This is a genomic window from Ectobacillus polymachus (assembly GCF_048159605.1).
Lineage (GTDB): Bacteria > Bacillota > Bacilli > Bacillales > Bacillaceae_G > Ectobacillus > Ectobacillus polymachus.
Map to the genome: position 1 here is coordinate 139,974 of NZ_JBLREB010000001.1, position 24,388 is coordinate 164,361.

Consider the following 24,388-nt stretch of genomic DNA (forward strand, 5'->3'; position numbering starts at 1 on the left):
TAATGAAGAGAAATTGGGCTTTTTATTTAAATTTGGTGTTTGGATTTCTTAAACCGATAGAATCCAGTCGGCAATGTCATTTATAACTTGTTTATCTACATGTTGCGAAACATCATACTCTTCTTTCACTTTTAATATATCACCATAAACAGAAGGCATAAACAAATGATTCAAGTTCGGATAAAGTTTACATGTTACATTTCGCATATCACTCAATAAATGTTTGTAACCATTAAAATCTTTTTCTACTGATACATGGAAGTCTTTATCTCCTTGTAAAATGAATACTGGCTTTTTCAATATCTTTAGATAATTTGTAGATGGATGTTCGCCCATTTCTTTAAAGTAGTAGGCTCTAACATGTTCTCCTAAAACTGCGGTTGATTTTGCTTCTTTATCGCTTAGATTATAGATGTTGTCAAATTTTGATGATAGTGCTGCTACTTGTTCCTTATCAACCATTTTCGAAAACTGTTCCATCATAATTTCCTCTAATTTACGTGGAGAACCGCCCATAATAATGATTCCAGCAAAATTTCCACCTTCTGCATCAATTCGTGGAGCTAACATCCCTCCTAAACTATGGCCGATAATAAATATTTTGTTTGAATCAATACGTGCATCTTTTCGTAAGAAATCAGCTGCAAGGATGGTATCTTCAATGGTTTCTTCTTTAACTGATATTCCAGTATCGTTGATCATTTCATTGCCATATACGAATGTTCTCTTGTCATATCGCAGCACTGCAATTCCTTGTTCTGACAAACCTTCGGCAAGGTCTTTAAAAGGGGTATTATTTCCGACTTTTTCATCCATGTTACTTGGGCCAGAGCCTTGAACCAATACAACCACAGGAAACAAAATATTAGCTTCATCAGGAATGGTTAATATTCCATTAAGAGGATATTTTGTTTCAGCACCTATAACAATTTTTTCATCAGCCATTAGTATTCCCTCCTAAATTTTCCTTAAGTTTATCAACGATACGTTTGAATTTCGGTTCACCCTGCAAAGGTAAAAAAACAGGATTTTCTGCAACACTTTGTACTATGCTTTCTTTTATTGTCTTTTCGTCTCTTGGAGCTTCAATATCATAATCCTTAAGCCAGTTCTCAATGCTGTCAAAAAAAGTATCACCTTTCAATTTGTAAGGTAAAAGGGATGTCGTGCAAATATACGAGTAATTTTCCAACATTTTAAGTGCATTATCCAAATTGTTTTGCATTGTATATCCTTGTGCAGCCGTTAAATACAGCAGGCACATCAAATTAGGGTCTAATTTTTCTACTTCAAAGATTTTAGAAACTTGGATAAAACGTTCAAAGGCTTGCTCAAACTTTTCAGGTTGATCGGCAATTAATAGTAAATAGGACTGTGCTGGTCCAAGAAGACCACGCAGGTGCTGATATAGACTTACTTGTAAAGCTGATTTTGCTTTCTCTATATTTCCGGTCATTTGATAAGCCTGAGCAAGCAAAAAGTTATCACTTATAGGTGGTTTCATTGATTCATCAAGCAGTTCCAAAGCTTCCAACGGTTGATTCATTGATATACGACATAAAGCTTCTAAGGAGTTTGCTTGTTTAACGATCCAAACATCAGCGCTTTCCTTCGTAATCCGAGCACACAAATCGGCAATTTCCTGTAATAGTGCTTCCTGTTTTTCTTTTTCCTTTTCAAGCATGTAGTGATTTAACAATAAAATTGCCATTCGTAGTAAAAGGGGGAAACAGGCGTAATACTTTTTAATAACTGAACGGCATTCATCAAGAACTTCATCAAAAGGCTTGCAACTAAATTCTGTGGCTAGATGGTGATACGTTTTATTTATATCTTCCTTCGTCATTTGCGGGATATAACCAATAAGTTCATCAATACTAATATTAAAATAGGATGCTAATTGCGGAAGTAATGTTATATCCGGATAGCTCTGAGCCGTTTCCCATTTGGACACGGAAGCCTTTGATACACCGATATACTCAGCAAGTGTATCCTGTGTGATGCCTTTTTCTTTTCTTTTTGCTGTAATAACTTGGGCAATATTTATTTCTCTCATTAATTTCCCCCCCTATATACTATTAAAATGTATTCTACTGACAATTCCAATGGAGTTATACTATACTTTAGCTGATAAAATCAACCACAAGGAAACATAGTTTACTTAGGATGCCTATGGGGTTCTTATTAGTATTTCGTCTTTATCAAATATGTAAAATAATTGAATCAAACTATGTTTTTGCAGGAGATACTCCTGCATTTTTCTTTTTTGTAGAAAGGTATTTCTTACTTTACAATCATAATAGATATTGCTAAATGTTATATTTATTTAATACAATATTATAAGATAAATGTGTATAGAAATTCTATTATGAAGGGGTGAAACGATGCTAAACCAAACACAGAAAAATTTCAGAAAACAAATGAAGGGGATAAAGAACAAAGGATATGGAGAATCTATTTATTCCTCACATCCGAGGACGCATTGGAAAAAGAAACGATCATTTGGCTGGATCGCTATTCTCTTATTTGTTGGCATTATTATTTTCTCCTATACCAACCCACTGAAATTAAACCCAATCAATCCTACAACACGAGTCATTCATAATTATTTAGTAAAGACAAAAGATGCAGACAAAATAAAAACAGATTCCTTTACCATGGCCTCAGCTGCACTTACTCATCAAAATCCGAGTACACCTGAAGAACTGCAGCGAAAAATAACAGAAATAGATAATGTCATGAAGGATATGCTAACAAGCGAATCCTACCTTCAGCCCATCCAAGACGTTATTGAACGAGAGTTAGCTTTATCCGAGCAAGCATTACAGTTTGCGCTCAATCATTATAATGGTACCTATACAAAAAATGTGAGTGAACAATACAGCTCTATCGTAAGTGAAGTCAACACACTCCCGACACAGGAAAGACAGGCTGTTATCAATTTATTCAACAAATACAATATCAATTATAAAATTCTTCCAAATGGAACAATTGAGTATTCGTATATGGCTTGGTAAAGATGCTATAAGGATGCCTTTCTAGATTAGTTAGAGGGGAAAATTAACTCCTATCGAATTGTATGAATGAGGAGGGATGACAGTGAAACATCACGCATTACAATTGTATGAATATAACGTATGGGCAAACAAAAGAGTTTTTGAACATTTAAAAGAACTGCCACGGGACATTTACCTTAAGGAGCTTCAAAGTGTTTTTCTTTCTATTTCAGAGATGTTAGTTCATATTTACAAAGCCGATACGATTTGGTTAAGCGTTATGTCTGGTGACAGCTTTGATGAAACAATGACTGTAGTTGGCCAACTATCGGAGGAAACGAAAGCAAAAAGTTTAGAAGAAATGGAAACGATGTTTTTGGACCTATCCAAACGTTACCAAGCGTTTTTCGACCGTCAAGAGGATTTGGATAAAGCTATTTCTTGTGAACATCCCCAATTTGGGAGGTTAGAAACCCATCTTTTCGAATTGGTACAGCATGTTGTTAATCATGGAACATATCACCGGGGAAATATCACGGCCATGTTACGACAAATGGGCCACCCTGGTGTTTCAACGGATTACGTTTTTTATTTGTATGCGATCACCTCTAACGGGTGAATCGCATACAAAATTTTATCCTTATTTCGTTTCAAAGCTCAGCTTTATGCGAAGTTGACGACGAACGAAAAGCTACAAAAAACCAACCAATATTGACAAGTAATGTTGCAATACAAAGACTTATGACCCATATTAAATCAGGGAGTTTAAATGCATATAGACCCAATGTAATGAATAGGATGGAAAGACTTATTAGTAAGCCAAAACCACAAAGAACGGCCATGACATATCTCATCGCATCTGCTCCGACGGCATAAAAAATTAAAGGAAGGATATAAAATGCAAGAACAACGCCTATTGCTTCCCACATACCTAAACTGCCAAATTTATTTGCTTTAGGTCCTGAATCAGCAAGTGGAGAAAATGAGCACACAACCACCAAGGAGCAGAAGAGTATGGCAGAAATCCAAGTCATCATAACAACACCATTTTTCTTTGTCATTGTACATTTCATTCCTTTCACTATTACTTATAATTTTGAAGTATATACAAAAAAGTAATAACTTCTAAAACTTCCAAAGATTACTTTCTCTTAAACCGTACCATATATTTTAATTCTTACTACAACAAAATTGAAAATTTCATATTATTGTCAAACAATGTTTAGAAAACGTTTACATAAATAATTCCTAATACTGGTATAATTTAAGTATCAAACGAGAGGTGGATGGTTCTATGAATATTACGACAATAATTGAATTAGATAATAAAGAAGTAGAAGAAATGTTAGGTGCAAAAATGAAGTTTATGGAAGAATATATTCAAGATAATATCGTCAACACATGTGTGGAAGGGTTTGTAGATGTAAAAACAAATGAGCCACTCGATATTGACGATGCATGTGAAAAATTATTTGCGGAACTTCAAAATAAGCAAATTATTTCTTCAGCTGTTGAAGATTTCTCTTGCAAGCTCCCTTCTTGTGAACGTGTGAAGGAGTTCGGTGAAGAAGAATTTAAACCTGAAAAGGTTGTCATTTCTTACATGGAAGAGAAATAATCTGTAGACTTACACGACCTGTCCTCTAATCGTAGGGGACAGGTTGTTTCCTTTTGTCCGAATACTCATTTTATCGTTTTTCAATCTCTCCAAAGTGCTACAATATCCATATGTCATCTACTATACAACAAACTAGGGAGAGCGAGACGATTGAAACAAGTTACCGAAAAAATTCTAAAATTCCGCGATGACCGCGATTGGAAACAATACCATACGGAAAAAGATTTAGCGATATCCATTGCATTAGAAGCAAGTGAACTTCTTGAAAACTTTCAATGGAAAACAAGTGAACAAGCAGTAGCAGAGACCAAGCAAAATATGAAAGAAGAAATCTCTGATATTTTTATCTATCTCATCCAACTTGTAGATAAACTAGGAATTGATTTAGAAGAGGAAGTCTATAAAAAGCTTGAAAAAAATGCGATTAAATATCCGGCTCCAGAAAAGTAACGGGATGCAAGAACTCCTTTTCATAAGTACCTCATACAGGTGCTTTTTCTTTTAGAAAAATAGCCAAAACGAAGCAGAAATAGACAGGATTTTATGATAGATACTTGGTAGTATTTCAATAAGGAGTGAATCATATGGCATGGGTTGAATCGATACAGAAATCAATAAACTATATAGAAGATCACTTGCTTGAAGAGATAACAATTGAATATATTGCAGAGCAAGCAAATGCGTCGGTTTTCCATTTTCAACGTACGTTTGCGATATTGACAGATATACCAGTTGGTGAATATGTGAGGCGTCGCCGGCTTACATTAGCTGCGCAGGAATTAGCTAGTACAAACTGTAAAATAATCGATTTAGCCTATAAGTATGGTTATGACACTCCTGAGGCTTTCTCAAAGGCATTTCGGAGGCAGCATGGGATAACACCAAGTGAAGCTAGAAAGTATATTGGAAAGCTTAAGCTTTATGAACGCCTAATTATACAGGTAATCCTGAAAGGAGCTGAGCCAATGAAGTATAATGTTGTGGAAAGAGATACGTTTCAAGTGGCAGGGGTAAAGAGAGAGTTTTCAGTAGTTAATGGAGAAAATCTTATCGGTATTCCAAAGTTTTGGGACGAAGTAAATCAAGATGGAACATGTGAGAAGATATGTAAGCTGAACAACGGCACAATCAAAGGTGCGTTAGGTGTATGTGCTGCTGGCAGTAATAAGCAAGCGATAGACTATTGGGTGGCGGTAGATCATGATGGCAAGCTGCCGGAAGGAATGGAAAGTCTTATCATACCGGCATCGAAGTGGGTTGTATTTGAAGTTCACGGTCCTATGCCAGATGCTATTCAAGCAGCTTGGAAGAAAATTTTCTCAGAATGGTTTCCGACTAGCGGGTATGAGCATGCGGATGCACCTGAATTAGAAGTATATCCAGATGGTGATGTTTCTCACCCAGATTATTATTCTGAGATTTGGATACCGGTAAAATAATAGGAATTTTTTTACTTTTCTAAAATAGCGAAATACCTTACTCCCTTTAGCAGGGTATCATACCGACTTCGTGGAATTACATACTTACAAAGCTAAAGAGGGGGAGAAGGATATGCTCGCTTCTATATTAGAACATGCTAAGTACCCAGTCGTCCTAACAGGTGCAGGTATGAGCACTGAATCAGGACTACCCGATTTTCGTTCCAGTCAAAATGGGCTTTGGAAAAACCGAGATCCTTTAGAACTTGCCTCGGTACATGCAATGCAGCATAATAGGTCGAACTTCATTTCCTTTTACCGCAGCCGTATGAACGCTTTACGTGAGATCATTCCGCATAAGGGTTATGACATTCTTGCAAATTGGGTGCAAAGAGGAAAGGTGAAGGCGATTATTACGCAAAACGTGGATGGCCTTCATTCTATCTCTGGTGTACATAACGTTGCAGAATTACATGGTACTCTTCGGACATGTCATTGTCATACTTGCGGGAAAAAGTATCCGAGTGAAGTTTTTTTAGAATCCGACGATCTGCAATGTAGCTGCGGTGGGTTTATTCGTCCTTCTGTTGTCTTATTTGGGGAAAGTCTTTCTGAGGAGCCGCTTCACTTTGCAGAAAGGGAAAGCCAAAAAGCCGATTTGTTTCTCGTACTTGGCACATCCTTGCAAGTAACGCCTGCAAACCTCTTTCCGCAAATTGCAAAACGAAACGGTGCTTCACTTGTTATTGTTAATCGAGAATCAACTCCTCTTGATCCAATTGCCGACCTTGTTATTCATGATCAGAATATCGGGGATGTACTATACGAGGCAGATGAGAAGCTGGGGTATTAATAGAAAAGAAGGGTGTTCCTTATTTTAGGAACACCCTTCTTACATGTCAAAGATTCATAATATCTGTAGAGTGACAATAAAGTTGTTAAACAATCGCACCTTTTAATGGAATAGAATGTAGCTATTATTAGCTGGTTTCACTGATTACTTGTTCACCTTTATTTCTATAGCTTCTTATTGTGTAATTAACCAAAAGTTTCTTTAGAGATTAAATAGATTTACGGCATTCTTATACATTAGTTTGTCAGCAAATCCTTTTTTTATAGCGTATGATTCTAAATCATCCCTTCTTTTTTTGACTATTTCCTTTGGTGTGTAAGGATAATCGCCACCGAAAAGAATATGATCTTCATCAGTTAAAGTCATTAATATTTCTGTACCTCTAGGTAACGCGTCACCAGCCACATCAAAATAAAGATTTTTTAGACTCTTCGATACATCAATTTCTTTACCGATTCCCATAGAGGATAACGCTTTAGTTATACCTTCTAAACGATCAATAACATTAGGTAAAAATGAACCACAATGAGGCACTACAACTTTAATATTCGGGTACTTTTCTAATGTACCATTTGCAATCATATTAATAACAGCTCTTGTTGTATCAGCAATATATTCGAAAAGTGGTGCTAGTTCACTTGTAAAGCAGTTTTTAGGTACTTCCTCAGGTTTAGAAGGATGAATAATTACTACTGCATTTCTATTATTTAATTCTTCAAAGAAAGGGCTTAATAATTTATCGCCTAAATATACACCATTAGCTTGAGAAGGTACTTTTATAGCATCAGCATCTAAAATGTCATATGAATATTTTACTTCTTCAATAGATGAATCAACATCTGGTAAAGGAACACACGCGCCAAATAAAAATTTATCTGGATATTGTTTTTTGATTTTTGAAATATATTCGTTTAAATATCTTGTTAATTCCTTAGCTTCTTCTAAATTTCCAAAGTGTTGATGAGGTGTAGATAATGATAATAAACACATATCAATATTTGATTCTTCCATAAACTTTAAATGTTCGTCAATATTCCAGGATGGATGGGGAAAACCATCAACATGTTCAACATTATGTTTCTTTAATGCTGTTATATATTTATCTGTTAAAAAGTGGGAATGAATATCAATTGTTTTAACCATTTAAATATCTCCTTATATTTTTATCCTAATAGTTCACATTATAGCAAACAATTTATTGACATAAGATATCGTAATAAATCCTTTTAGTTATAAGAGTTAGAATCAAACAACTTTATTATCTCTGAATATCCCTCTTTCTCCCTTTACAATGATAATGATAGAATAGAAGAAAAACTACATATAAGAAGACATCAGGGGGAGTAGAGGTTGCAAAATAAGAAGCCGTATTCAACATTGTATCGTAAATTTGTGCTAGCAGGAGGAGTTGTACTGCTTTTGGCACTTCCCGTTCAAGCTGCAGATAATCCTCCTACAACTAGTGTACAAGAGAATCAAATGGTGGCATGGACAAATGGAAATTCGATTTGGACGCTTCCTTATGGATTAACCGGTGCTAGTTATGTAGGATCTACGAATGATTATGCGGGTCAAGATATTCAGCTTGTTCAGAAAATGACTTTGAATAATGTATTATGGTATCAATTTAGTATAAATGGTCAAGTAATCGGTTGGCTTGATAGCCGAGCGTTAAGTGCTTTGACAAATATCCAAACAATCAATCAGGCTGCTGTGATGGGGGCAACGACAGTTAATGGAGTATGGTCGATGCCGTACGGTGTGTCGGGTGCGAATTATGTAGGTTCAACGGATCTTTATGCTTACCGTGATATTCAGTTGGTTGAAAGTGCTACATCAGGCGGCGTGCAGTGGTACAAATGTAGCGTAGATGGCAAGATAATCGGCTGGATGGACAGCAAGGCGTTAGATAATGCCGGAGAAGCAAAGCCTGCTAATTTCTCCGTGACGATTGGAAGTACGCCGAATAATGGAATATGGACGACCCCTTATGGGATTATCGGAGCGCAGTATGCAGGAAGCACCAATGCATATGCTTATCAAACGGTTCAAGTAGGAAAGACGGTAACAAGAGGAAATGTAACCTGGTATCAAATTTCTAAAGATGGAAAGCTATTAGGCTGGATCGATGGACAGAAGGCCTTAACCGATTTAACGAATGTAAAAGATGAAAACCAATCTGCTGTGATGGGCCTTTCCGTTAAGGGAGACGGGATTTGGAGTGTTCCTTACGGTGAATATGGTGCAAGCTGGGTAGATTCTACCAATAATTATAGCTATCAAAACGTACAAGTTGTACAAAGTGCCATGCAAGGATCGGTTACGTGGAATAAAATTATGGCAGGAAACCAAGTATTAGGCTGGGTGGATGCGAGAGTTTTCACAAATACAGTATCGAATATAAAAAATGAAAATCAAACTGTACTTATTGGCGATACAGATGGTCATGCGGTATGGAGTGCGCCTTATGGGGAAAATGGTGCATCCTACGTTGGTTCTGCAAGTAATTATGATAATCGTCCGCTTCAGATTACCCGCAGTTTAGACAAGGATGGGGTGCATTGGTATTACTTTAAAGTAGATGGTCATGATGAAGGCTGGATTGATTCACGGGCGATTTCCAGTGCAACGAACATTCAGACCTTAAATCAAGTTGGGCACGTGTCCAATGCAGCTGGTAATGCTGTCTGGACGAAACCTTACGGAATGCAGCATGCTGCATATGTTGGCGCTTCAGATTTTGCCAATCAAAACTTAAGTTTGTTACAATCTGCAACCTATAACGGGGTAACGTGGTACCAAATTCAGCAAAATGGCCGTACTGGTTGGCTCGATAGCCGAGCGGTTAGCTTAGGCGGAATCACCCTTGCAGATAGCTTTCATACAGTTGGCGACAATAATCAATTAATCGTCGTTTCAGCGACTGGCTACGGAACAAACCTAGCACGTATTCGGACGTTTGAACGTGTAAATGGTGTTTGGAAACAGCTATTAGACATTAACGGGCATATTGGCCGTGATGGCTTTGCATCGCAAATGAGTGAATATGTCGTGCAGTCGCCAAGAGGGAAGTACTCCATCGGTACCGCATTTGGTCGCTATGGCAACCCAGGTACAAAATTACCGTTCCGTCAAATTACGCCAGATGACGTATGGGTCGATGATTCGAATAGTTCTCTTTATAACACATGGCAGTCTCGCAGTGCGACGCAAGGACAATGGAGCAGTGCTGAAAATATGGATATATCTGCTTATAATTATGGATTTGTTATTAACTATAATATGAACCGAACTCCGGGTGCCGGAAGTGCAATATTCTTCCATGTTTCCGATATGTATACGAATGGTTGTACCGCCACGGATCAACAAGATGTTATTTCCATCTTAAAGTGGCTAGACCCAGCTAAAAATCCAGCGATTATTCAGAGCCCTGACTCTGAGTTGGGGAATTATTAAAAAGGCTGAGCAAGAGAAGTTTTTAAGAGTGTAGAGTTATGTAAAAAACAGACATAAATGATTTATTTTTAATAATATGTTTTTAAATACGGTAGCCAGATTCTATGGCTACCGTAAATTTTTTAGTTGATTTTTTGTTTCTAATGTTTGATTATTTAATAGAAAACATTTAAGAGGATAATCCTCTTTTCTCTATTTACTTCTGAGACGGTTCTACATATGTAACATCAAATTTATTTTCTAATTTGTCGATAATTTGTTTAGCGTTTTTAAAGTCTGTGTCGGCAATATCCACTTGTTCCGTTAGTGTCTGATTAGTATCTGTACTATTACCACCAAATTGTTGAAGTATTGCAACTTGCTTATCGAGAGAAGATTGTAAATATTGTAATGCCAAATGTAGTGAAGACTCTTCATCATTATTAAGAACTTTACTGTAATTATTTATTTCAGATTGAAGTTGATTTAAAGGCTTATATGTAAAACTATTAATAAGACTTATATCATCTTTAGCATTTTTAATTTTTTCCTCTGTGGTTTTAGAATTATCACTGTTAATGTCTACATACATATGTAATTTATTGTTACTGCTTTGAAGGTCGGTTGAATCCATTATTAAATGCAAGTCATTCATAAATACTTCTTTATAGATTGTTTTGCTGGAATTCATACGTTTTTTAGCTTGTAATGCTTCTTCATTTGATAATGATTCAGTATTTTTTTCTAAATCAGTAATGGATTTCTTCATATATTCAGTATCATTCATTTTAATTTTAGTAGAACTATTGATGGATTCTGCAATAATATTTATTTTATGTTCATATTGCTGAAATTCGTCTGACTTTAAGTAACCATTTTTTTTAGTTATATCATTTATTTCATCTGTATCTTTTTTTAATTCAGAGATAATTTCATCTTTAGCTACTTTTCCATTTGTATCATTACTTGTATATTGTGAACTGCAACCTGTAATTCCTATGATACATAACAAAATAAATGACGAAAATATAATTTTTTTGTATAACATATGTGCCTCCTAATTCAATTAAACATCGTATTTAGATGTGGCTATTCAATAACAATGCTCCAGTCTCCATCTGCCTTTATGGAAAAGCCATTTAATCCATCTGAAAAATCTTCTCTTGTACTTCCACTGTAGCTTCCAATTTCATTAACAATTCCTTTTCCATTTTCCAGGGAATCGACAATGAAGTTAGAGTCACCAGAATGTCGTAATGTTAATTTATGTGAACCACTTGTAATATTAAAGAAAACTACATCATCCCCATGTCCATTTAAAGTGGTCGGAGCATTTTGAATCGTGTCTGGATTGGGACCTTGCGTTATAATTGCATTCCAATCGCCATCCGCTTTAATATTTAAATAGTAATCTCCATCACTAGGAATATTAGTTATTACTTTTCCTTTATAATTTCCTATCTCATTTACTAAACCCTGATTACCACTACCACTCATGTCAACCATAAAGTTTGAATCACCGTTGTGTGTGAATTCAAATATAGCAAATCCTTTTTTTAGTTTAATAGGATCAGTAGCAGTATCCCCATGTCCGTTTATTTGTTGCTTGGATGCTAAGTAAATGTCATTCATAGCTTGTTTCTCATTTTCTAAATTTGAAGACTTTTGAGTACTTGTATCGTTTGAGGTATTGGTATTATCTGATACATTTTGTGTAGTATCTTCTTGTGAAGGTGAGAGGGATGAATTATTTTCTGAGTTGTATGTATTGTCATTAGCAATAGTCATGCAAAAACCGATAAAAAAAAGGAATACTGATACTGAAAATACAATAATATTTCGTTTTATTTTTCCGTTGCTGTTTTTTATAGAAAATGCAAGCATTATTCCAAAGATAATACATAATATTAAGGATAAAATTGTAAAAAACCTCACGATATTCACTCTTTTCTATGCAATGTAAATTAATAACATAATAATGCATATTATAATAATATAATAATACATATTACAATAATATTTTTCAATAATATTTTGTAAGATTTTATATTATATCTATGGTATTCATATATTGTAATGTTGAAATAAATGAAGGAATTTCAATAAATATGCACAGTGAATTTAGCTTAAAAGTTCAATTTATTTCTATTAACAAAAACTATGATACTGTTTTACAAAATCAATAAGTACTAAATGAAACAGATTTTCAAAAAAATTAGTAACATTTGGGTAAGTTAAGTCAGTGTACTGAAATAAGAAAAATTTAACTACCTGTTCCCTATAGAACATAGAGAACAGGTAGTCTAGGTGTTTTGAAATGTGGCACATTTTAAGGGTGCACTTTAATTGCATAGTTTTTTAGTATTAGAACTCGAATAACGATAGATAAGTCTTAAATTTCCTTTTTTAGACTAGCTTATATAAGAATCCAAATGATATGTAAAATACAAAATGTTATGAGGTGATGATTAGCAGCAGAATCTTACCTTGTTTTCTTTTCAATAGGTTTATCACTCTTACCCATACTTTATATATCATGATTGGAAAGGAAATGATAACAAAAGGAAGGCATAATAACCCCTATAAGAAAGAAAAACATTACAATTGAAACACCTTATAATATAACGTTTCCAATCATTATTGCTATAGCTATAAAAATATATTTTATATAACTCAATATATTTTTATTCATTTCTATCCTACTACTTTTAGGAGTATTGAGTTATGTAAAGGAGAAAGAAACGAACAACTATTTAATCATAACAAGCTATAAATAATCATAAAAAATCACGTATACCCATTCGATGTTTGGTTTACCTTATTAGTAATTGAATACATAGGAGGATGGGATTCATGTTGAAAAGTGCTTCACTTTGGTCTGGAATCATTGCCGGTGGAATTTCTCAAATGAAAGATACGAAAGCTATGTCAGATGGGTTACTATCTAAAAAAAGGTATGCAGTCCATACATCTAAGAATGTCGTTGGATCTGTTGGTATTGCTGCTGGAATTGAATATGGAGCATTGGTAGGTACTTCCATTTTACCAGGTGTGGGCACGATAATCGGCTCAATTGTAGGAGGAATGGTTGGCGATGGTTTAGGTTCTTATTTAGGTATGCAAACAGGCGAGTTGCTGTTTGGTATGAATGAAAGAACGCAGGAGAATACCATTGTATTCTAGATCTTTACGAAATGAAAAAGAAGCGTATCAGTGCTTGTAGCAATGATGCGCTTCTTTTTTTTAGTGAAGTTGGTTTTCAATCTCATTTAACTTTTCTTTAATTTTATTATTATCCATTACATTACATGTATTAGAATCATTATTATTTTCTGGTGTTTGATTTGTTTGTTCGGAATTCGTTCCTATATCATTGAATGCAGCTTTTGTCTTTTGAACTATACTTTCAAGTCCTTCTTTCATTGCATGCCCCGTTTCTTGAATGGACTGTGGCAGATTCATATGTTCTTTCTCTGGATTTGCTTCATCTATAATAGAGCCTAATTGTTTTACAGCACATGTAGTTGCATCCCTTACTTGGTTTCCAAGTGCGAGAACCGTTCCTGCTCCTTTTACAAGAAGTCTTCTTGTACCTTGCCTTGCTCGGGGAGAAAGTACAAGCAACAAAGTAGCTGATGTCAGAATAAGTCCAACAGGATTATTGATTAATCTTTTATACATGGTGGGTCCTCCTTAACTTATATTTAACTTTAATCGTTTCCAATATTGTTTTTATTAATACTGCTTACATTATTTTTTATTTCTTGTATAGTGAAAAAACAAATTGCTCATAATACCATGTATGTAAAAAAAGTAACCTGTAACAAGAAAGCAAGGAATACAAGAGAGAAGGGGCATGATTTATGCAAGACATATTGCATAAACCGTATTCTCAGCTACCTGGAAGAATAAGAACTGAGATATACGGTTTAAGGGATCATTCATATGTGAAGGAAAAATTTGAGACTATTTTTTCTTCCATTGAAGGAGTCATACTCGCTACGGCGAGTACAATTACAGGAAATATCTTACTTATTTATGATGAATCTCAAATTTCAGTCGATATCCTAAATCTTTTCCTTCACAAGTTTGAAGAGGTTCTTTTTCGAAAATTTGAAAAAGAACATGTAGCTATTTCGGAGATTGCTGCTGGAACAAGAGATGATGGCACACCTACTGTACCATTGGGTAATGAACCAAGCTTTTCTAAAATTAAAAATCTCCTTTACATGCCTACTCAAACGCCAAATGGAAATAGCATGTCATCGGAAGACGAAAAAGTCCCTTTCCCTCTTGTTTTATCTGTTGGTGGATTAGGAATTCTAGGGATAAAACAATTATTGTTTGGAAGATCAAGCTTGGCTAGACACCCTGTTCCTTTTTATCTAAGCGGACTTCTTGCTATAAGTACAGGTTATCCGTTTATCAAACGAGGTCTAGCGAATATACAGAAAAAAAAGGGGATAAACATTGATTTCATTTTAGGTGCTGGGGCTTTATCTTTGGCATTAGTAAGGGAAAACTTAGTCGTATTAGCTGGTTTAAGCATGTTACAGTATTTAAATTGGAAACGGCAGAAAAAGGAAGAAGATATTTTAGAACCGAATTATATTTCAACAGAAATGCAACAATATAGCCAAACAATGAGTGTAGCAGGAGTTGGAGCTGCAGCTGTTAGCTTGGCACTCTCACTTAATCCGATTACAGCTTTCTCTGTATTACTCGCTGCCAATCCTCGTCCCATTACTTTATCAACAGAGTACACGTGGAAGCAGGCTGAGTATATAGCTAGAGAGGAGAAACTAGATGTTCCATTGAATGGATCTTTTCATCAACTATCACATGTTAAGACAATCGTCTTTGATGATGCAGATATGTTAATAGAAAATGGAAGAATACGTTCGGAATATGCAGTGTGTTTCGAACAATTACGTAACGAAGAAATGCAAATTTCCGTGTTACATAACAAAAAACAAATCAATCTTGAGAAACTGCAAGAACGATTACACAAAGACTATAATCTTCCTATGGTAGATGTTACGAGAGCTTTTCCAAAACAAAGAGAAGATGTGCTATTTGTATTCGATCAAGCTCTGAATCGATCAGATAATATTATTTCCTATTATCCTTCCATTCCTAGCTCTCAGTTTGCTTCTATATGTAAGAACCTTTCCCTTGCAAAAGCATTAAATAAAAAAGTGCAAAGAAACTTTCGAGTTACAAAAATATGGAATACTGTAGGGGCAGTAATGGCTGCATCACTTGCAAGGAATGCACCGCTTATTCCATTAGTCGGAGATGCGTTAAACTTAGTATTTATGTCACGTTCAAACCGCTGGATTGATAAAAAGATGCGGCGGGAAAAACAATCTTCCAAACAAATCGCTACAGAAGAAAAAAGCGAAAGAAGTGCATGGCATACAATGGAGGGTGATCAGGTCGTATCCTTATTCCAAAGTGACATAGTTCATGGTTTATCTAGTCATGCAATTGATACTGCTTTTCAAAAGTATGGGAAAAATGAACTCATTAGTAAACCACGACCGCATTGGATATACGGTTACCTCTCACAATTTAAAGAATTTACTACCATTATTTTAGGTTCAACCGCGTTGTTAAGTATACTTAGTGGACATTTAATTGATGGAATCATAATGGGAACGATTCTTCTTTTTAATGCTGGAGTTGGCACTATACAAGAAAGAAAAGCAGAGCAAGCAGTAGAAACACTAACGAAATTTGTCCCACCAGATTGTCATGTGATCCGTGATGGGAAAGAACAACAAATTCCAGCTTCTGACCTTTTGCCTGGTGATATCATTTTACTTGAAGCTGGGGATCGAGTACCAGCCGATATCCGATTGTTAGAAAATTGGAACGTAGAAGTAAATGAATCAGCGTTAACAGGAGAATCCCTCCCTGTAAAGAAAGAAGCGGAAAAGGTTGAGGAGCATACAGGGCTGGCTGATCGGCGTAACCTACTTTACCTAGGCACACATATAACGCGTGGAAAATTAAAAGGGATTGTAGTTGAAACGGGTAGTCGGACTGAGATGGGACATTTGCTGACGATGTTATCTGAAGAAGAAATAGAAGATACACCATTACAAAAGCAAGTTACAGCTATTAGTAAAACCTTTATGAAAGTTGCATTAGTTGCCGGAAGTTTCGTGTTTCTTGCAGGATTATTAAGAGGGATGCCGCTAGGACAATTAGGCATCACGTCGGTTGCACTTGTTTCATCTGCAATTCCAGAGGGCTTACCTGTAACAATAACGATCGCGTTAACTGCTGGAATACTACGAATGGCGAAGAAAAACACAGTGATTCGTAAATTATCTTCTTTGGAGACGTTAGGAAGAGTTACTGTAGTATGCTCCGATAAAACAGGAACGTTAACAAAGAATGAAATGACAGTGAAAAAGATAGCTACCGTACGTTCTATCTATGATGTGTCAGGTAATGGTTATATACCAGAAGGAAAAATATGTGATTGTAATGGTGAAGATGTAGAGTGTGAAGAATTAAATCAACTTTTGATGATAGGTATGCTTTGCAATAATTCTAAATTGGATAAGCAAGAAGATGGATGGGAAATGGTCGGGGATCCAACGGAAGGTGCTATTTTAACGTTAGCAGGAAAACGAGCAAAATGGGTCCAAGATCATACGCGATGGAAGCGCATTTATGAAGTGCCATTCGATTCAAAAGATAGAAAAATGAGTGTTGTTTGTACAGAGGATAAAAATAATAAAGAAGATTGCTATTTGATGACAAAAGGGTCTATTGAGAAAATATTGGAAAAATGTACAACTTATCAACAAAACGGAAAAGCCTATCTATTAACAGAAGAAATTAAAAATGAGATTTTAAAACAAAATGACGAGTTTGCTGATCAGGCCTTACGTGTCTTAGCTTTTGCCTATCGACCACTAATGGAAAGACCAAAAGATGGCTGTTTGGATGATATCGATCAAGATCTTATTTATGTTGGAATGGTTGGTATGATGGACCCACCGAAAGATGACGTTCAAAAAAGTGTAGAAGAATCGATTGCACTTGGAATCAAACCGATTATGATTACTGGCGATCATCCTAAAACAGCCTTAGCAATTGCGAAAAACATTGGTATTTGGAATGAATCACAGAAAATAGTAACGGGTAATGAATTAGATGAACTATCTGAAGAAGAGTTACGAAAGGAAATTAACAATATTGCCATTTTTGCAAGGGTAACACCCGAGCATAAATTAAAAATTATTACCACGTTGCAACAGGCCGGACATATTGTTGCGATGACAGGAGATGGCGTAAACGATTCACCGGCTATTAAACGTGCTGATGTCGGGATTGCAATGGGAGTATCCGGTACACAAGTAACAAAAGAATCAGCAGATATGATTTTGCAAAATGATGGATTCAGTTCCATTATCGAAGGGGTAAAGGAAGGAAGAACAATCATCGGCAACATTAGAAAAGCACTTGGTTGTTTATTAAGCGGAAATTTAGCTGAAATCGTTGTTACGAGTACAGCAGTTATCGCCGGCTTGCCTCTTCCAATCATACCGGTACAAATCTTGTTAATGAACTTGTTAACGGATGCATTGCCTGCGATGGTGTTAGCTATAAATCCAGGAAATAAGGCATTGCAAACGAAGCGCCAAGGAATAGCTGATAAGGAACTTTATTCGCAAGTGATCACGAGAGGTATTTTATTAGGGGCTGGTTCTGTCGGATTGTTTGTTGCAAGCTTAGCTGCTGGATTACCGCTCGGAGTAGCACAAACAACGGCATTTGCTGCACTTGTTGCAGGACAATTAGTACAAACCTTCTCATGGCGCCAAGAAAATTCTGCTGAATCGATCAAGGATTGGTCAAAGGATAAATTTTTACTTGGAGCTTTAGGTGTATCATGGGCGGCTATGTTAGCTGCAATTTATGTCCCTATGTTTGCAGGTGTATTCCAAACAACAGCATTACCTTTAGCTGCTTGGGTGCCAATCCTCGCTGTTGCGGGTGGATCAGCACTGATCGTTAAACCATTAACAAAAATATGGAGTAATCAAAAAGGTTTAGAGAATCCTATCGGCTTGGCTGCTGCTTAATTGTAAAGTTGCTTAATAATACCAAATTATTTTATAGACATTCCCTTTTAAAAAAGGAGGAGGTTCATCCTCCTCAACTGAAGGGTGCTCCCATTCGATTGGAGGTTTGTTATGGTAGAGAAATATGTACACCGAGTGATTGTGGGTTCTGCGTTATTACTAGCAGCTACTGCTGTTATTCCTATTGCCAAAAAAACATTACGGCCCATTGTAAGAGATTTATCAAAGCAGACAAAGTATTGGATCGTTTCTGCAAAGGAAGGGGTCGAGGACATTGTTGCAGAAGTTAAATTTGAAAGAATGAAAAAACGATTAGATCAACAAAATGTTATTGAATGCGATGTATGTGATGTAGAAATCGTACCAAATACGAAGCAACGGATATTTCAGTAATACGGGAATGAAAATGAAAGGAGAAATATTTTGGGCAATCGAGATGAAGAGATTATCAATCAGTTAAAGCAAGCTCTTACCCATTTAGAACTTGCAGCTAACATTTCAATCGATACGTTAAAGGAAGCGCCAGCATCCAAAAAAATTATAGTTGTCATTTGGGAAGAGTTTTTAAGCACATTTTTGGCTAGGGTAAAGGAAAAAGGGAAAGCAAACAACATAAATCCACTTAGTTTAGTATCATTTTCGAAGTTGTGGAAGTTTTAATTATAAAAAGGTACGGAACTGATTTACACAAACTTGTTACACATTAAATATAGGTAAAGAGGATAGATACAAGCAGAGAGAGATACTGCCTGTTCTATCCTTTTTTTGTACTACAAATGATTATTGCTTTTAATATTACAAGGAATCATTTACTTTTTAAGATATAATAATTACAAGTGTTTATTCAGCAAACAAGGGGGAACTAAAATAATGTTTGAAGAATTAACAGTCAATATTACATCTTTAAATAGAAGTAGAAAAATACGTATTTTTCTTCCGAATGACTACGAAAATAACGATAAGAAATATCCAGCTTTATATATGCACGATGCGCAAAATTTATTTCAAGATGAAGACGCTTTCTATGGTGCAAGTTGGAGAATACTAGATTGTATAAAAAAGAGTGGATTAGAACTTATTGTTGTTGGTATCGATTGTAACGGTGAAGGAACAAAACGTTTTGACGAATTTGGACCTTGGATTTGTGATAAAAGAATTAATAAAGGTTTGTCTATAGATAAATCAATAGATTTAGGTGGAGAAGGGGAACAGTACATAGATTTTATCGTAAACGAATTAAAGCCTTGGATTGATAATAAATACAGAACACTAAAAGATGATACTGCGATGGCTGGAAGTTCGTGCGGGGGACTAATATCTACATATGCTATGTGTAGATATCCTTCTATATTTAGAAGAGTCGCTGCACTATCAAACGCTTATTGGTTTAGTCAAAATGAAATCGAGAACCTAGCTGAAAAATGTGACTTAACGAATGTAAAAAGGTTTTATTTTGATGTAGGAACGAAGGAACAAACTGTAACATTTGGACCAGATGCTTATCTTAGTTCTAACATTTCCTTCAAGAATGTTATCGATAAAAAGGGTCTTACTTATCGTTTTGAAATTGTGGAAGGTGCTGAACATAATGAAACCGCTTGGCGCGAACGCTTCCCTGAAATACTTACATATCTTTACCAAGAAGAATAAAGGTCTTTTTAACAATGGCTCTGTTAAATTTTAATGTTGATAAATGCGAAAAATTTAAAGGAAACCCTCATAAGTAGGGCTTCCTCCATTCTTGTTGATCTAACGCCCCAGTCAGCGGAACAAATTTTAAAACAGGAGTTTTTGAAAAACCGAAAGAGTAATAACTAAAGTTGATAAAGAGGCTAAAGAGGCTAAAAATATAATTTTTCGGTTGTTTTTCTTTTTTGAAGGTTTATTTAGTTCATAGATTACTGAACACCATAAAAGTATGGATGCTAAAGTAATAATACTCATATACATTAAATGCCCCCTTTTATTATTAGTATATCTTGTAACTCTACTATACATAGGTGTATCTCTCATAGGTTGACCAAAGCAATTTATAACGATTTGACAATCTCTGAGTAGTAGTTCTATTGTATCAATATTCTCTACAGCACCTGTCACAACCTCAATTCTACCGTCCCTATATTTTAATTTTTCAGGATTTCGAACAAGCATACGAACCTGGTAGTCATTTTTTAATGCTTCTGAAGCTATATAACGTCCTACTTTACCAGTACCACCAATTACAGCTATTTTATATGCATTATTCATACAATCACCCTTAAGTCTTCTGAATGTAATTCCTATTTTACCGTATTGTGATAGAATGCTTTCAATTGCGCGTGCGCACGAATTTAAGAAAAGTAGACTACCTGTCCACTATAGATATAGAAAACAAGTAGTCTAGGTGTTTTGATATGTGTCCCATTTTAAGGGTGCATTTCATTACATAGTTTTTATTAGCATTAGAAACCGAATAACGATAGATACGTCTTTAAATTTCCTTCTTTAGACCAGCTTATATAAGTATCCAAACGATAGGTAAGATACACATATGTTAGGTAGGTGATGAGTAGCAACAGAATCTTACCTATTTTATTTTCAACTGGTTTCATCACGATTGGAAAGGCAATGATAACAACAGGAAGCATAAGAACCCCTATAAGAAAGAAAAACATCACAACTGAAAGACCTTATAATGCAACATATCCAATCATCATTGCGATAGCTATTAAAATATATTTAACATAACTCAATTTATTTCTAACCCCCTACTCTTTCAAACAAGATAAAGTGAACCTTCCTCAAAGTAGGGGGAAACGAAAATATTCTCAGCAAAAGTGAACCCCATCACCCAATCAATATTTTCTCTTCTGCATAGCGAATCTTACTATGATTCGCGCCGACCATACCAAGGGTAAATGCCATAGTGAGTGGACCTAATCTACCAATAAACATCATAATCGTGATCAAGATACGTCCGATAGGAGTAAGGTCTGGCGTTAATCCAGCAGTCAATCCTACCGTACCAAAGGCAGAAACGGTTTCAAACAGGATTTTTGAGAATTCTGCCCCTTGTTCCGTTATCGTTAATAAAAAGACAATAATAAAAATAAACAAAATAGAGGTTATGACAATCGCGATCGCTCGATTAACTAGATTTCTTGGAATGCTTCTCTTAAAAACATGAATATTATCTTTATTTTTTATAATCGCCCATATAGAAAGTAGGAGAAGGAAAGCGGTCGTAATCTTAATTCCACCGCCAGTTCCACCCGAAGATGCCCCAATAAACATTAAACCGATCATAAAAAACTGAGAACTTAATGATAATTGGCTTAAGTCAATGGTATTAAATCCAGCTGTTCGGGTTGTAACTCCTTGAAAATAAGATGCCCATAGCTTATCTCCTAATGGCAAGGGACCGAGTGTATTTGGATTATGATATTCTAACCCTAAAATGACGAACAAGCTAAGCACATTCAGAAAAAGAGTGCCGATTAAAGCAATCTTGCTATGTACAGATAGTTTTCGGAGGCTTCTTTTCTTATAAATATCTATAATCACGGTAAATCCAAGACCTCCGGTTATAATTAACGTCGTAATCATGAAATTGACGACCGGATCTCCTACCCATTTGCTTAGGTTATTTGGTTCTAATCCAAATCCAGAATTATTAAATGCTGAAATCGAATGAAAGATACCGTAATAGATAGCTTTCGGCAGCGGCATTTCATAGGACCAACGAATTGCTAAAACGATTGCTCCTATAGCCTCAGTGACCAGAGTAATCAAAATAATTTGTTGAACCATTTTGATAATTCCGTGTAAAGATAAGGAGTTAATAGACTCCTTTAGTACCAGTCTTTCTTTATAGCCAATTTTCTTGCCGAGTATGAGAAACATCAACACTCCGCTTGTCATAAACCCCCAACCGCCAAATTGAATAAGGGTTAGTAATACAATTTGTCCGAACACAGTAAATGTGCTTCCCGTATCCACTACTGACAGCCCTGTTACACACACAGCAGATGTAGCTTCAAACAAGGCGTCAATAAAGCCTAATTGATGTCCTGCTTGAGTTGATATAGGCAACATGAGTAAAAGAGTACCAGTCAAAATGAAACATAGAAACCCCAATACAAGGATATGTGCTGGATTTAATTGAATGATATGTTTTTTGGGCTTGTGAAGAATACCAGTCACAATAGCAACTCCAATCTTATGTATATAGCATATTATTTTTTCAAAGCTAGTAATATTTTACAACATATATTAAGATATGTAACTATGAGTACTCCAGATTTACCCAAAATAGTAATGGACATGATACAATTATGGTAACATATTGATATTCATAGAGGAGAGTAAATACATATGAAACAAGAATACGCAGTAATTGGGCTAGGCAGATTTGGTTTAAGTATTGTAAATACGCTAACAGAAGCAGGGAATGAAGTACTGGCTATCGATATTGATGAAAAACGGGTCAATGAGGTAGAAGGCATTGTCACACAAGCAATTATTGCGGATTCGATGGATGAAGAAGCATTAAAAGAAATTGGTATTCGTAATTTCGATACGGTTATTGTAGCGATTGGAAATGATATTCAAGCTAGTATTTTAACAGTATTGGTACTTAAGGAGTTAGGAGTTAAGAAAGTAGTAGCAAAGGCACTTAGTAAACGCCATGGAGAAGTGTTGTCTAAAATAGGAGCAGATTGGGTCATATTTCCTGAATGGGATATGGGAGAACGGGTAGCTCATCAGCTTATGCAGCCGAATGTTCTGAATTTTATCGAACTTGCGAAAGACTACAACATTGAAGAAATTAAAGTACCTGCTGGGATGGCAGGGAAAACTTTAACCAAGTTAAACATTCGAGCGAAATATAGATTAAACGTAATTGCAATTAAAAACGAAGGGAATATCAGTATTTCTCCTTCACCTAATGAAGTCATTCAAGAAGAAGATGTGCTTGTTATGATTGGTAAAAAAGAAGATTTACATCGCTTTGCAAATTTGCAATAGACTATATACTTTTAAAAATTTAGTTACTCTCTCAGCTAATCTATGATTACATGTTTCGTTTCAGCTTTGCTTCATGTTCTTTAGAACGCTGAGAGAGTAACCTAATAACGTCTCCCTGTTTTGCTACTTCATTTGATATTTGTTTTATTTCGCTACGTAGTTCTAAGCATACATGATCTACTATTTCATCTAAGCTGTCAAACCTAGCATCCACTTTGTCGAATCGTTTACTTACTTCTTGTTTAAACTCGTTCATTTCTGTTTTAAAATCTTTCATTTCGGCTTTCATGCTTTGAATCTCTAATAGAATTTGCTTCAGCATTTCTTCCATGCTTTCACTCCTATCTGTGTCCTTTAGTTATATGATACATTGAATTGTCCTTTTACGGAATCACAATATTTTCGTGAGGTGATGTGAAATGAATAATATACAAGTTATGATATGGCTGTTTCCTATCCTTTTTATTTTTCATGACTTTGAAGAAATTATTTTCATGAAAGCATGGATAAGTACAAATAAAAGTTTTCTATCTGAAAGATTTCCTACCTTATCAAAAAAGATACTCCCTCATTTTGATACGATTACAACATCATCTTTTGCTTTAGGGGTAGCGGAGGAATTCCTCTTAATTAGCATTATTACAATTGTTTCCTATCTGACGAATTGGTACGATTTATGGATAGGATCATTTATTGCATTTACTTTGCACTTGATCATACATTGTTTGCAAGCATTAATAGTAAGAAGATATATCCCTGTTATTGTTACAAGCGTTATTTGTTTGCCTATTTGTATGTATATGATTATGCAAGTAATACAGATATCTCCGCTCCATACTATCGTTTTGTATTCTATTTTGTCCTTAATCATTATGGTAATGAATCTGTATATCCTTCATAAAGCTATGTCTAGATTTGGAAAATGGATCGCCCAGTATGAACATAAATAGAACATT

At 35.4% G+C, this 24,388-nt stretch carries 25 protein-coding genes; 14 read left to right on the forward strand and 11 right to left on the reverse strand.

Translation table 11 applies throughout. The features are described from left to right. Nucleotides 1-48 precede the first annotated feature (48 nt). On the reverse strand, nucleotides 49-945 hold the full coding sequence (locus tag ACM5BR_RS00600; RefSeq protein WP_416825253.1) for an alpha/beta hydrolase family protein: 897 nt from the start codon (nucleotides 943-945) through the stop codon (nucleotides 49-51). Then, the gene (locus tag ACM5BR_RS00605; RefSeq protein ID WP_416825254.1) at nucleotides 938-2,056 is read right to left on the reverse strand and encodes a helix-turn-helix domain-containing protein; all 1,119 of its coding nucleotides are present in this window, start codon (nucleotides 2,054-2,056) and stop codon (nucleotides 938-940) included. The genes ACM5BR_RS00600 and ACM5BR_RS00605 overlap by 8 nt, the downstream gene beginning before the upstream one ends. A gap of 328 nt (nucleotides 2,057-2,384) precedes the next feature. On the opposite strand from ACM5BR_RS00605, the gene ACM5BR_RS00610 reads away from it, so the two are divergent. Both ACM5BR_RS00610 and ACM5BR_RS00615 read left to right on the forward strand, forming a co-directional pair. Beyond that, nucleotides 2,385-3,017 (forward strand): hypothetical protein, encoded by a 633-nt coding sequence (locus ACM5BR_RS00610; protein ID WP_416825255.1) that lies wholly within the window; start codon nucleotides 2,385-2,387, stop codon nucleotides 3,015-3,017. 76 nt (nucleotides 3,018-3,093) lie between these two features. Beyond that, on the forward strand, nucleotides 3,094-3,615 hold the full coding sequence (locus ACM5BR_RS00615; protein WP_416825256.1) for a DinB family protein: 522 nt from the start codon (nucleotides 3,094-3,096) through the stop codon (nucleotides 3,613-3,615). Nucleotides 3,616-3,646: 31 nt separating this feature from the next. Here ACM5BR_RS00615 and ACM5BR_RS00620 read toward each other — a convergent pair whose 3' ends face one another. Further along, nucleotides 3,647-4,057: a DUF5391 family protein gene (locus ACM5BR_RS00620; RefSeq protein WP_416825257.1), complete on the reverse strand. Its 411-nt coding sequence runs from the start codon at nucleotides 4,055-4,057 to the stop codon at nucleotides 3,647-3,649. Between the two features lie 233 nt (nucleotides 4,058-4,290). Here ACM5BR_RS00620 and ACM5BR_RS00625 point away from each other — a divergent pair, with 233 nt between their 5' ends. From ACM5BR_RS00625 to ACM5BR_RS00640, 4 genes are all read left to right on the forward strand, one after another. Further along, nucleotides 4,291-4,614, forward strand: coding sequence for a hypothetical protein (locus ACM5BR_RS00625; protein ID WP_416825258.1), 324 nt, complete (start codon nucleotides 4,291-4,293; stop codon nucleotides 4,612-4,614). Between the two features lie 150 nt (nucleotides 4,615-4,764). After that, on the forward strand, nucleotides 4,765-5,064 hold the full coding sequence (locus tag ACM5BR_RS00630) for a nucleotide pyrophosphohydrolase (RefSeq protein WP_416825259.1): 300 nt from the start codon (nucleotides 4,765-4,767) through the stop codon (nucleotides 5,062-5,064). A gap of 134 nt (nucleotides 5,065-5,198) precedes the next feature. Continuing rightward, a complete protein-coding gene (locus ACM5BR_RS00635) occupies nucleotides 5,199-6,053 on the forward strand; it encodes an AraC family transcriptional regulator (protein WP_416825260.1) in 855 nt (284 codons plus the stop codon). A gap of 112 nt (nucleotides 6,054-6,165) precedes the next feature. Next, nucleotides 6,166-6,885, forward strand: coding sequence for an NAD-dependent deacylase (locus ACM5BR_RS00640; protein ID WP_416825261.1), 720 nt, complete (start codon nucleotides 6,166-6,168; stop codon nucleotides 6,883-6,885). Between the two features lie 201 nt (nucleotides 6,886-7,086). Here the strand turns inward: ACM5BR_RS00640 and ACM5BR_RS00645 are convergent, their stop codons facing one another. Beyond that, nucleotides 7,087-8,028 (reverse strand): amidohydrolase family protein, encoded by a 942-nt coding sequence (locus ACM5BR_RS00645; protein WP_416825262.1) that lies wholly within the window; start codon nucleotides 8,026-8,028, stop codon nucleotides 7,087-7,089. A 207-nt stretch (nucleotides 8,029-8,235) separates the two neighbouring features. On the opposite strand from ACM5BR_RS00645, the gene ACM5BR_RS00650 reads away from it, so the two are divergent. Then, complete coding sequence (locus ACM5BR_RS00650) at nucleotides 8,236-10,341, forward strand: GW domain-containing glycosaminoglycan-binding protein (protein ID WP_416825263.1); 2,106 nt, start codon at nucleotides 8,236-8,238, stop codon at nucleotides 10,339-10,341. Nucleotides 10,342-10,537: 196 nt separating this feature from the next. Here ACM5BR_RS00650 and ACM5BR_RS00655 read toward each other — a convergent pair whose 3' ends face one another. Beyond that, complete coding sequence (locus tag ACM5BR_RS00655) at nucleotides 10,538-11,368, reverse strand: hypothetical protein (protein WP_416825264.1); 831 nt, start codon at nucleotides 11,366-11,368, stop codon at nucleotides 10,538-10,540. Between the two features lie 41 nt (nucleotides 11,369-11,409). Further along, on the reverse strand, nucleotides 11,410-12,255 hold the full coding sequence (locus ACM5BR_RS00660) for a hypothetical protein (RefSeq protein WP_416825265.1): 846 nt from the start codon (nucleotides 12,253-12,255) through the stop codon (nucleotides 11,410-11,412). A gap of 918 nt (nucleotides 12,256-13,173) precedes the next feature. Between ACM5BR_RS00660 and ACM5BR_RS00665 the strand changes: the two genes are divergently transcribed. Then, complete coding sequence (locus tag ACM5BR_RS00665; RefSeq protein WP_416825266.1) at nucleotides 13,174-13,503, forward strand: hypothetical protein; 330 nt, start codon at nucleotides 13,174-13,176, stop codon at nucleotides 13,501-13,503. Nucleotides 13,504-13,563: 60 nt separating this feature from the next. Here ACM5BR_RS00665 and ACM5BR_RS00670 read toward each other — a convergent pair whose 3' ends face one another. Continuing rightward, nucleotides 13,564-14,001: a hypothetical protein gene (locus ACM5BR_RS00670; protein WP_416825267.1), complete on the reverse strand. Its 438-nt coding sequence runs from the start codon at nucleotides 13,999-14,001 to the stop codon at nucleotides 13,564-13,566. Between the two features lie 182 nt (nucleotides 14,002-14,183). Between ACM5BR_RS00670 and ACM5BR_RS00675 the strand changes: the two genes are divergently transcribed. From ACM5BR_RS00675 to ACM5BR_RS00690, 4 genes are all read left to right on the forward strand, one after another. Continuing rightward, nucleotides 14,184-18,425 carry a cation-translocating P-type ATPase gene (locus ACM5BR_RS00675; RefSeq protein ID WP_416825268.1) on the forward strand — a complete coding sequence of 1,414 codons (4,242 nt, stop codon included), beginning with the start codon at nucleotides 14,184-14,186 and terminating at the stop codon, nucleotides 18,423-18,425. 111 nt (nucleotides 18,426-18,536) lie between these two features. Then, nucleotides 18,537-18,818 carry a DUF5132 domain-containing protein gene (locus tag ACM5BR_RS00680; protein ID WP_416825269.1) on the forward strand — a complete coding sequence of 94 codons (282 nt, stop codon included), beginning with the start codon at nucleotides 18,537-18,539 and terminating at the stop codon, nucleotides 18,816-18,818. Nucleotides 18,819-18,848: 30 nt separating this feature from the next. Next, nucleotides 18,849-19,085 (forward strand): hypothetical protein, encoded by a 237-nt coding sequence (locus ACM5BR_RS00685; protein WP_416825270.1) that lies wholly within the window; start codon nucleotides 18,849-18,851, stop codon nucleotides 19,083-19,085. Between the two features lie 210 nt (nucleotides 19,086-19,295). Next, nucleotides 19,296-20,075, forward strand: a complete 780-nt coding sequence (locus ACM5BR_RS00690; protein WP_416825271.1) for an alpha/beta hydrolase — start codon at nucleotides 19,296-19,298, stop codon at nucleotides 20,073-20,075. A 126-nt stretch (nucleotides 20,076-20,201) separates the two neighbouring features. Here the strand turns inward: ACM5BR_RS00690 and ACM5BR_RS00695 are convergent, their stop codons facing one another. The 3 genes from ACM5BR_RS00695 to ACM5BR_RS00705 form a co-directional block, all read right to left on the reverse strand. Next, nucleotides 20,202-20,672, reverse strand: coding sequence for an NAD(P)H-binding protein (locus tag ACM5BR_RS00695; RefSeq protein WP_416825272.1), 471 nt, complete (start codon nucleotides 20,670-20,672; stop codon nucleotides 20,202-20,204). Nucleotides 20,673-20,866: 194 nt separating this feature from the next. Beyond that, nucleotides 20,867-21,052, reverse strand: coding sequence for a hypothetical protein (locus ACM5BR_RS00700; protein WP_416825273.1), 186 nt, complete (start codon nucleotides 21,050-21,052; stop codon nucleotides 20,867-20,869). A 199-nt stretch (nucleotides 21,053-21,251) separates the two neighbouring features. Then, entirely contained in the window at nucleotides 21,252-22,607 is a 1,356-nt protein-coding gene (locus tag ACM5BR_RS00705; protein ID WP_416825274.1) for a TrkH family potassium uptake protein, read from the reverse strand. A 171-nt stretch (nucleotides 22,608-22,778) separates the two neighbouring features. On the opposite strand from ACM5BR_RS00705, the gene ACM5BR_RS00710 reads away from it, so the two are divergent. Then, entirely contained in the window at nucleotides 22,779-23,432 is a 654-nt protein-coding gene (locus ACM5BR_RS00710) for a potassium channel family protein (RefSeq protein ID WP_416825275.1), read from the forward strand. A 46-nt stretch (nucleotides 23,433-23,478) separates the two neighbouring features. Here ACM5BR_RS00710 and ACM5BR_RS00715 read toward each other — a convergent pair whose 3' ends face one another. Then, nucleotides 23,479-23,763, reverse strand: coding sequence for a hypothetical protein (locus ACM5BR_RS00715; protein WP_416825276.1), 285 nt, complete (start codon nucleotides 23,761-23,763; stop codon nucleotides 23,479-23,481). Nucleotides 23,764-23,851: 88 nt separating this feature from the next. On the opposite strand from ACM5BR_RS00715, the gene ACM5BR_RS00720 reads away from it, so the two are divergent. Then, complete coding sequence (locus tag ACM5BR_RS00720; protein WP_416825277.1) at nucleotides 23,852-24,382, forward strand: HXXEE domain-containing protein; 531 nt, start codon at nucleotides 23,852-23,854, stop codon at nucleotides 24,380-24,382. Nucleotides 24,383-24,388 lie beyond the last annotated feature (6 nt).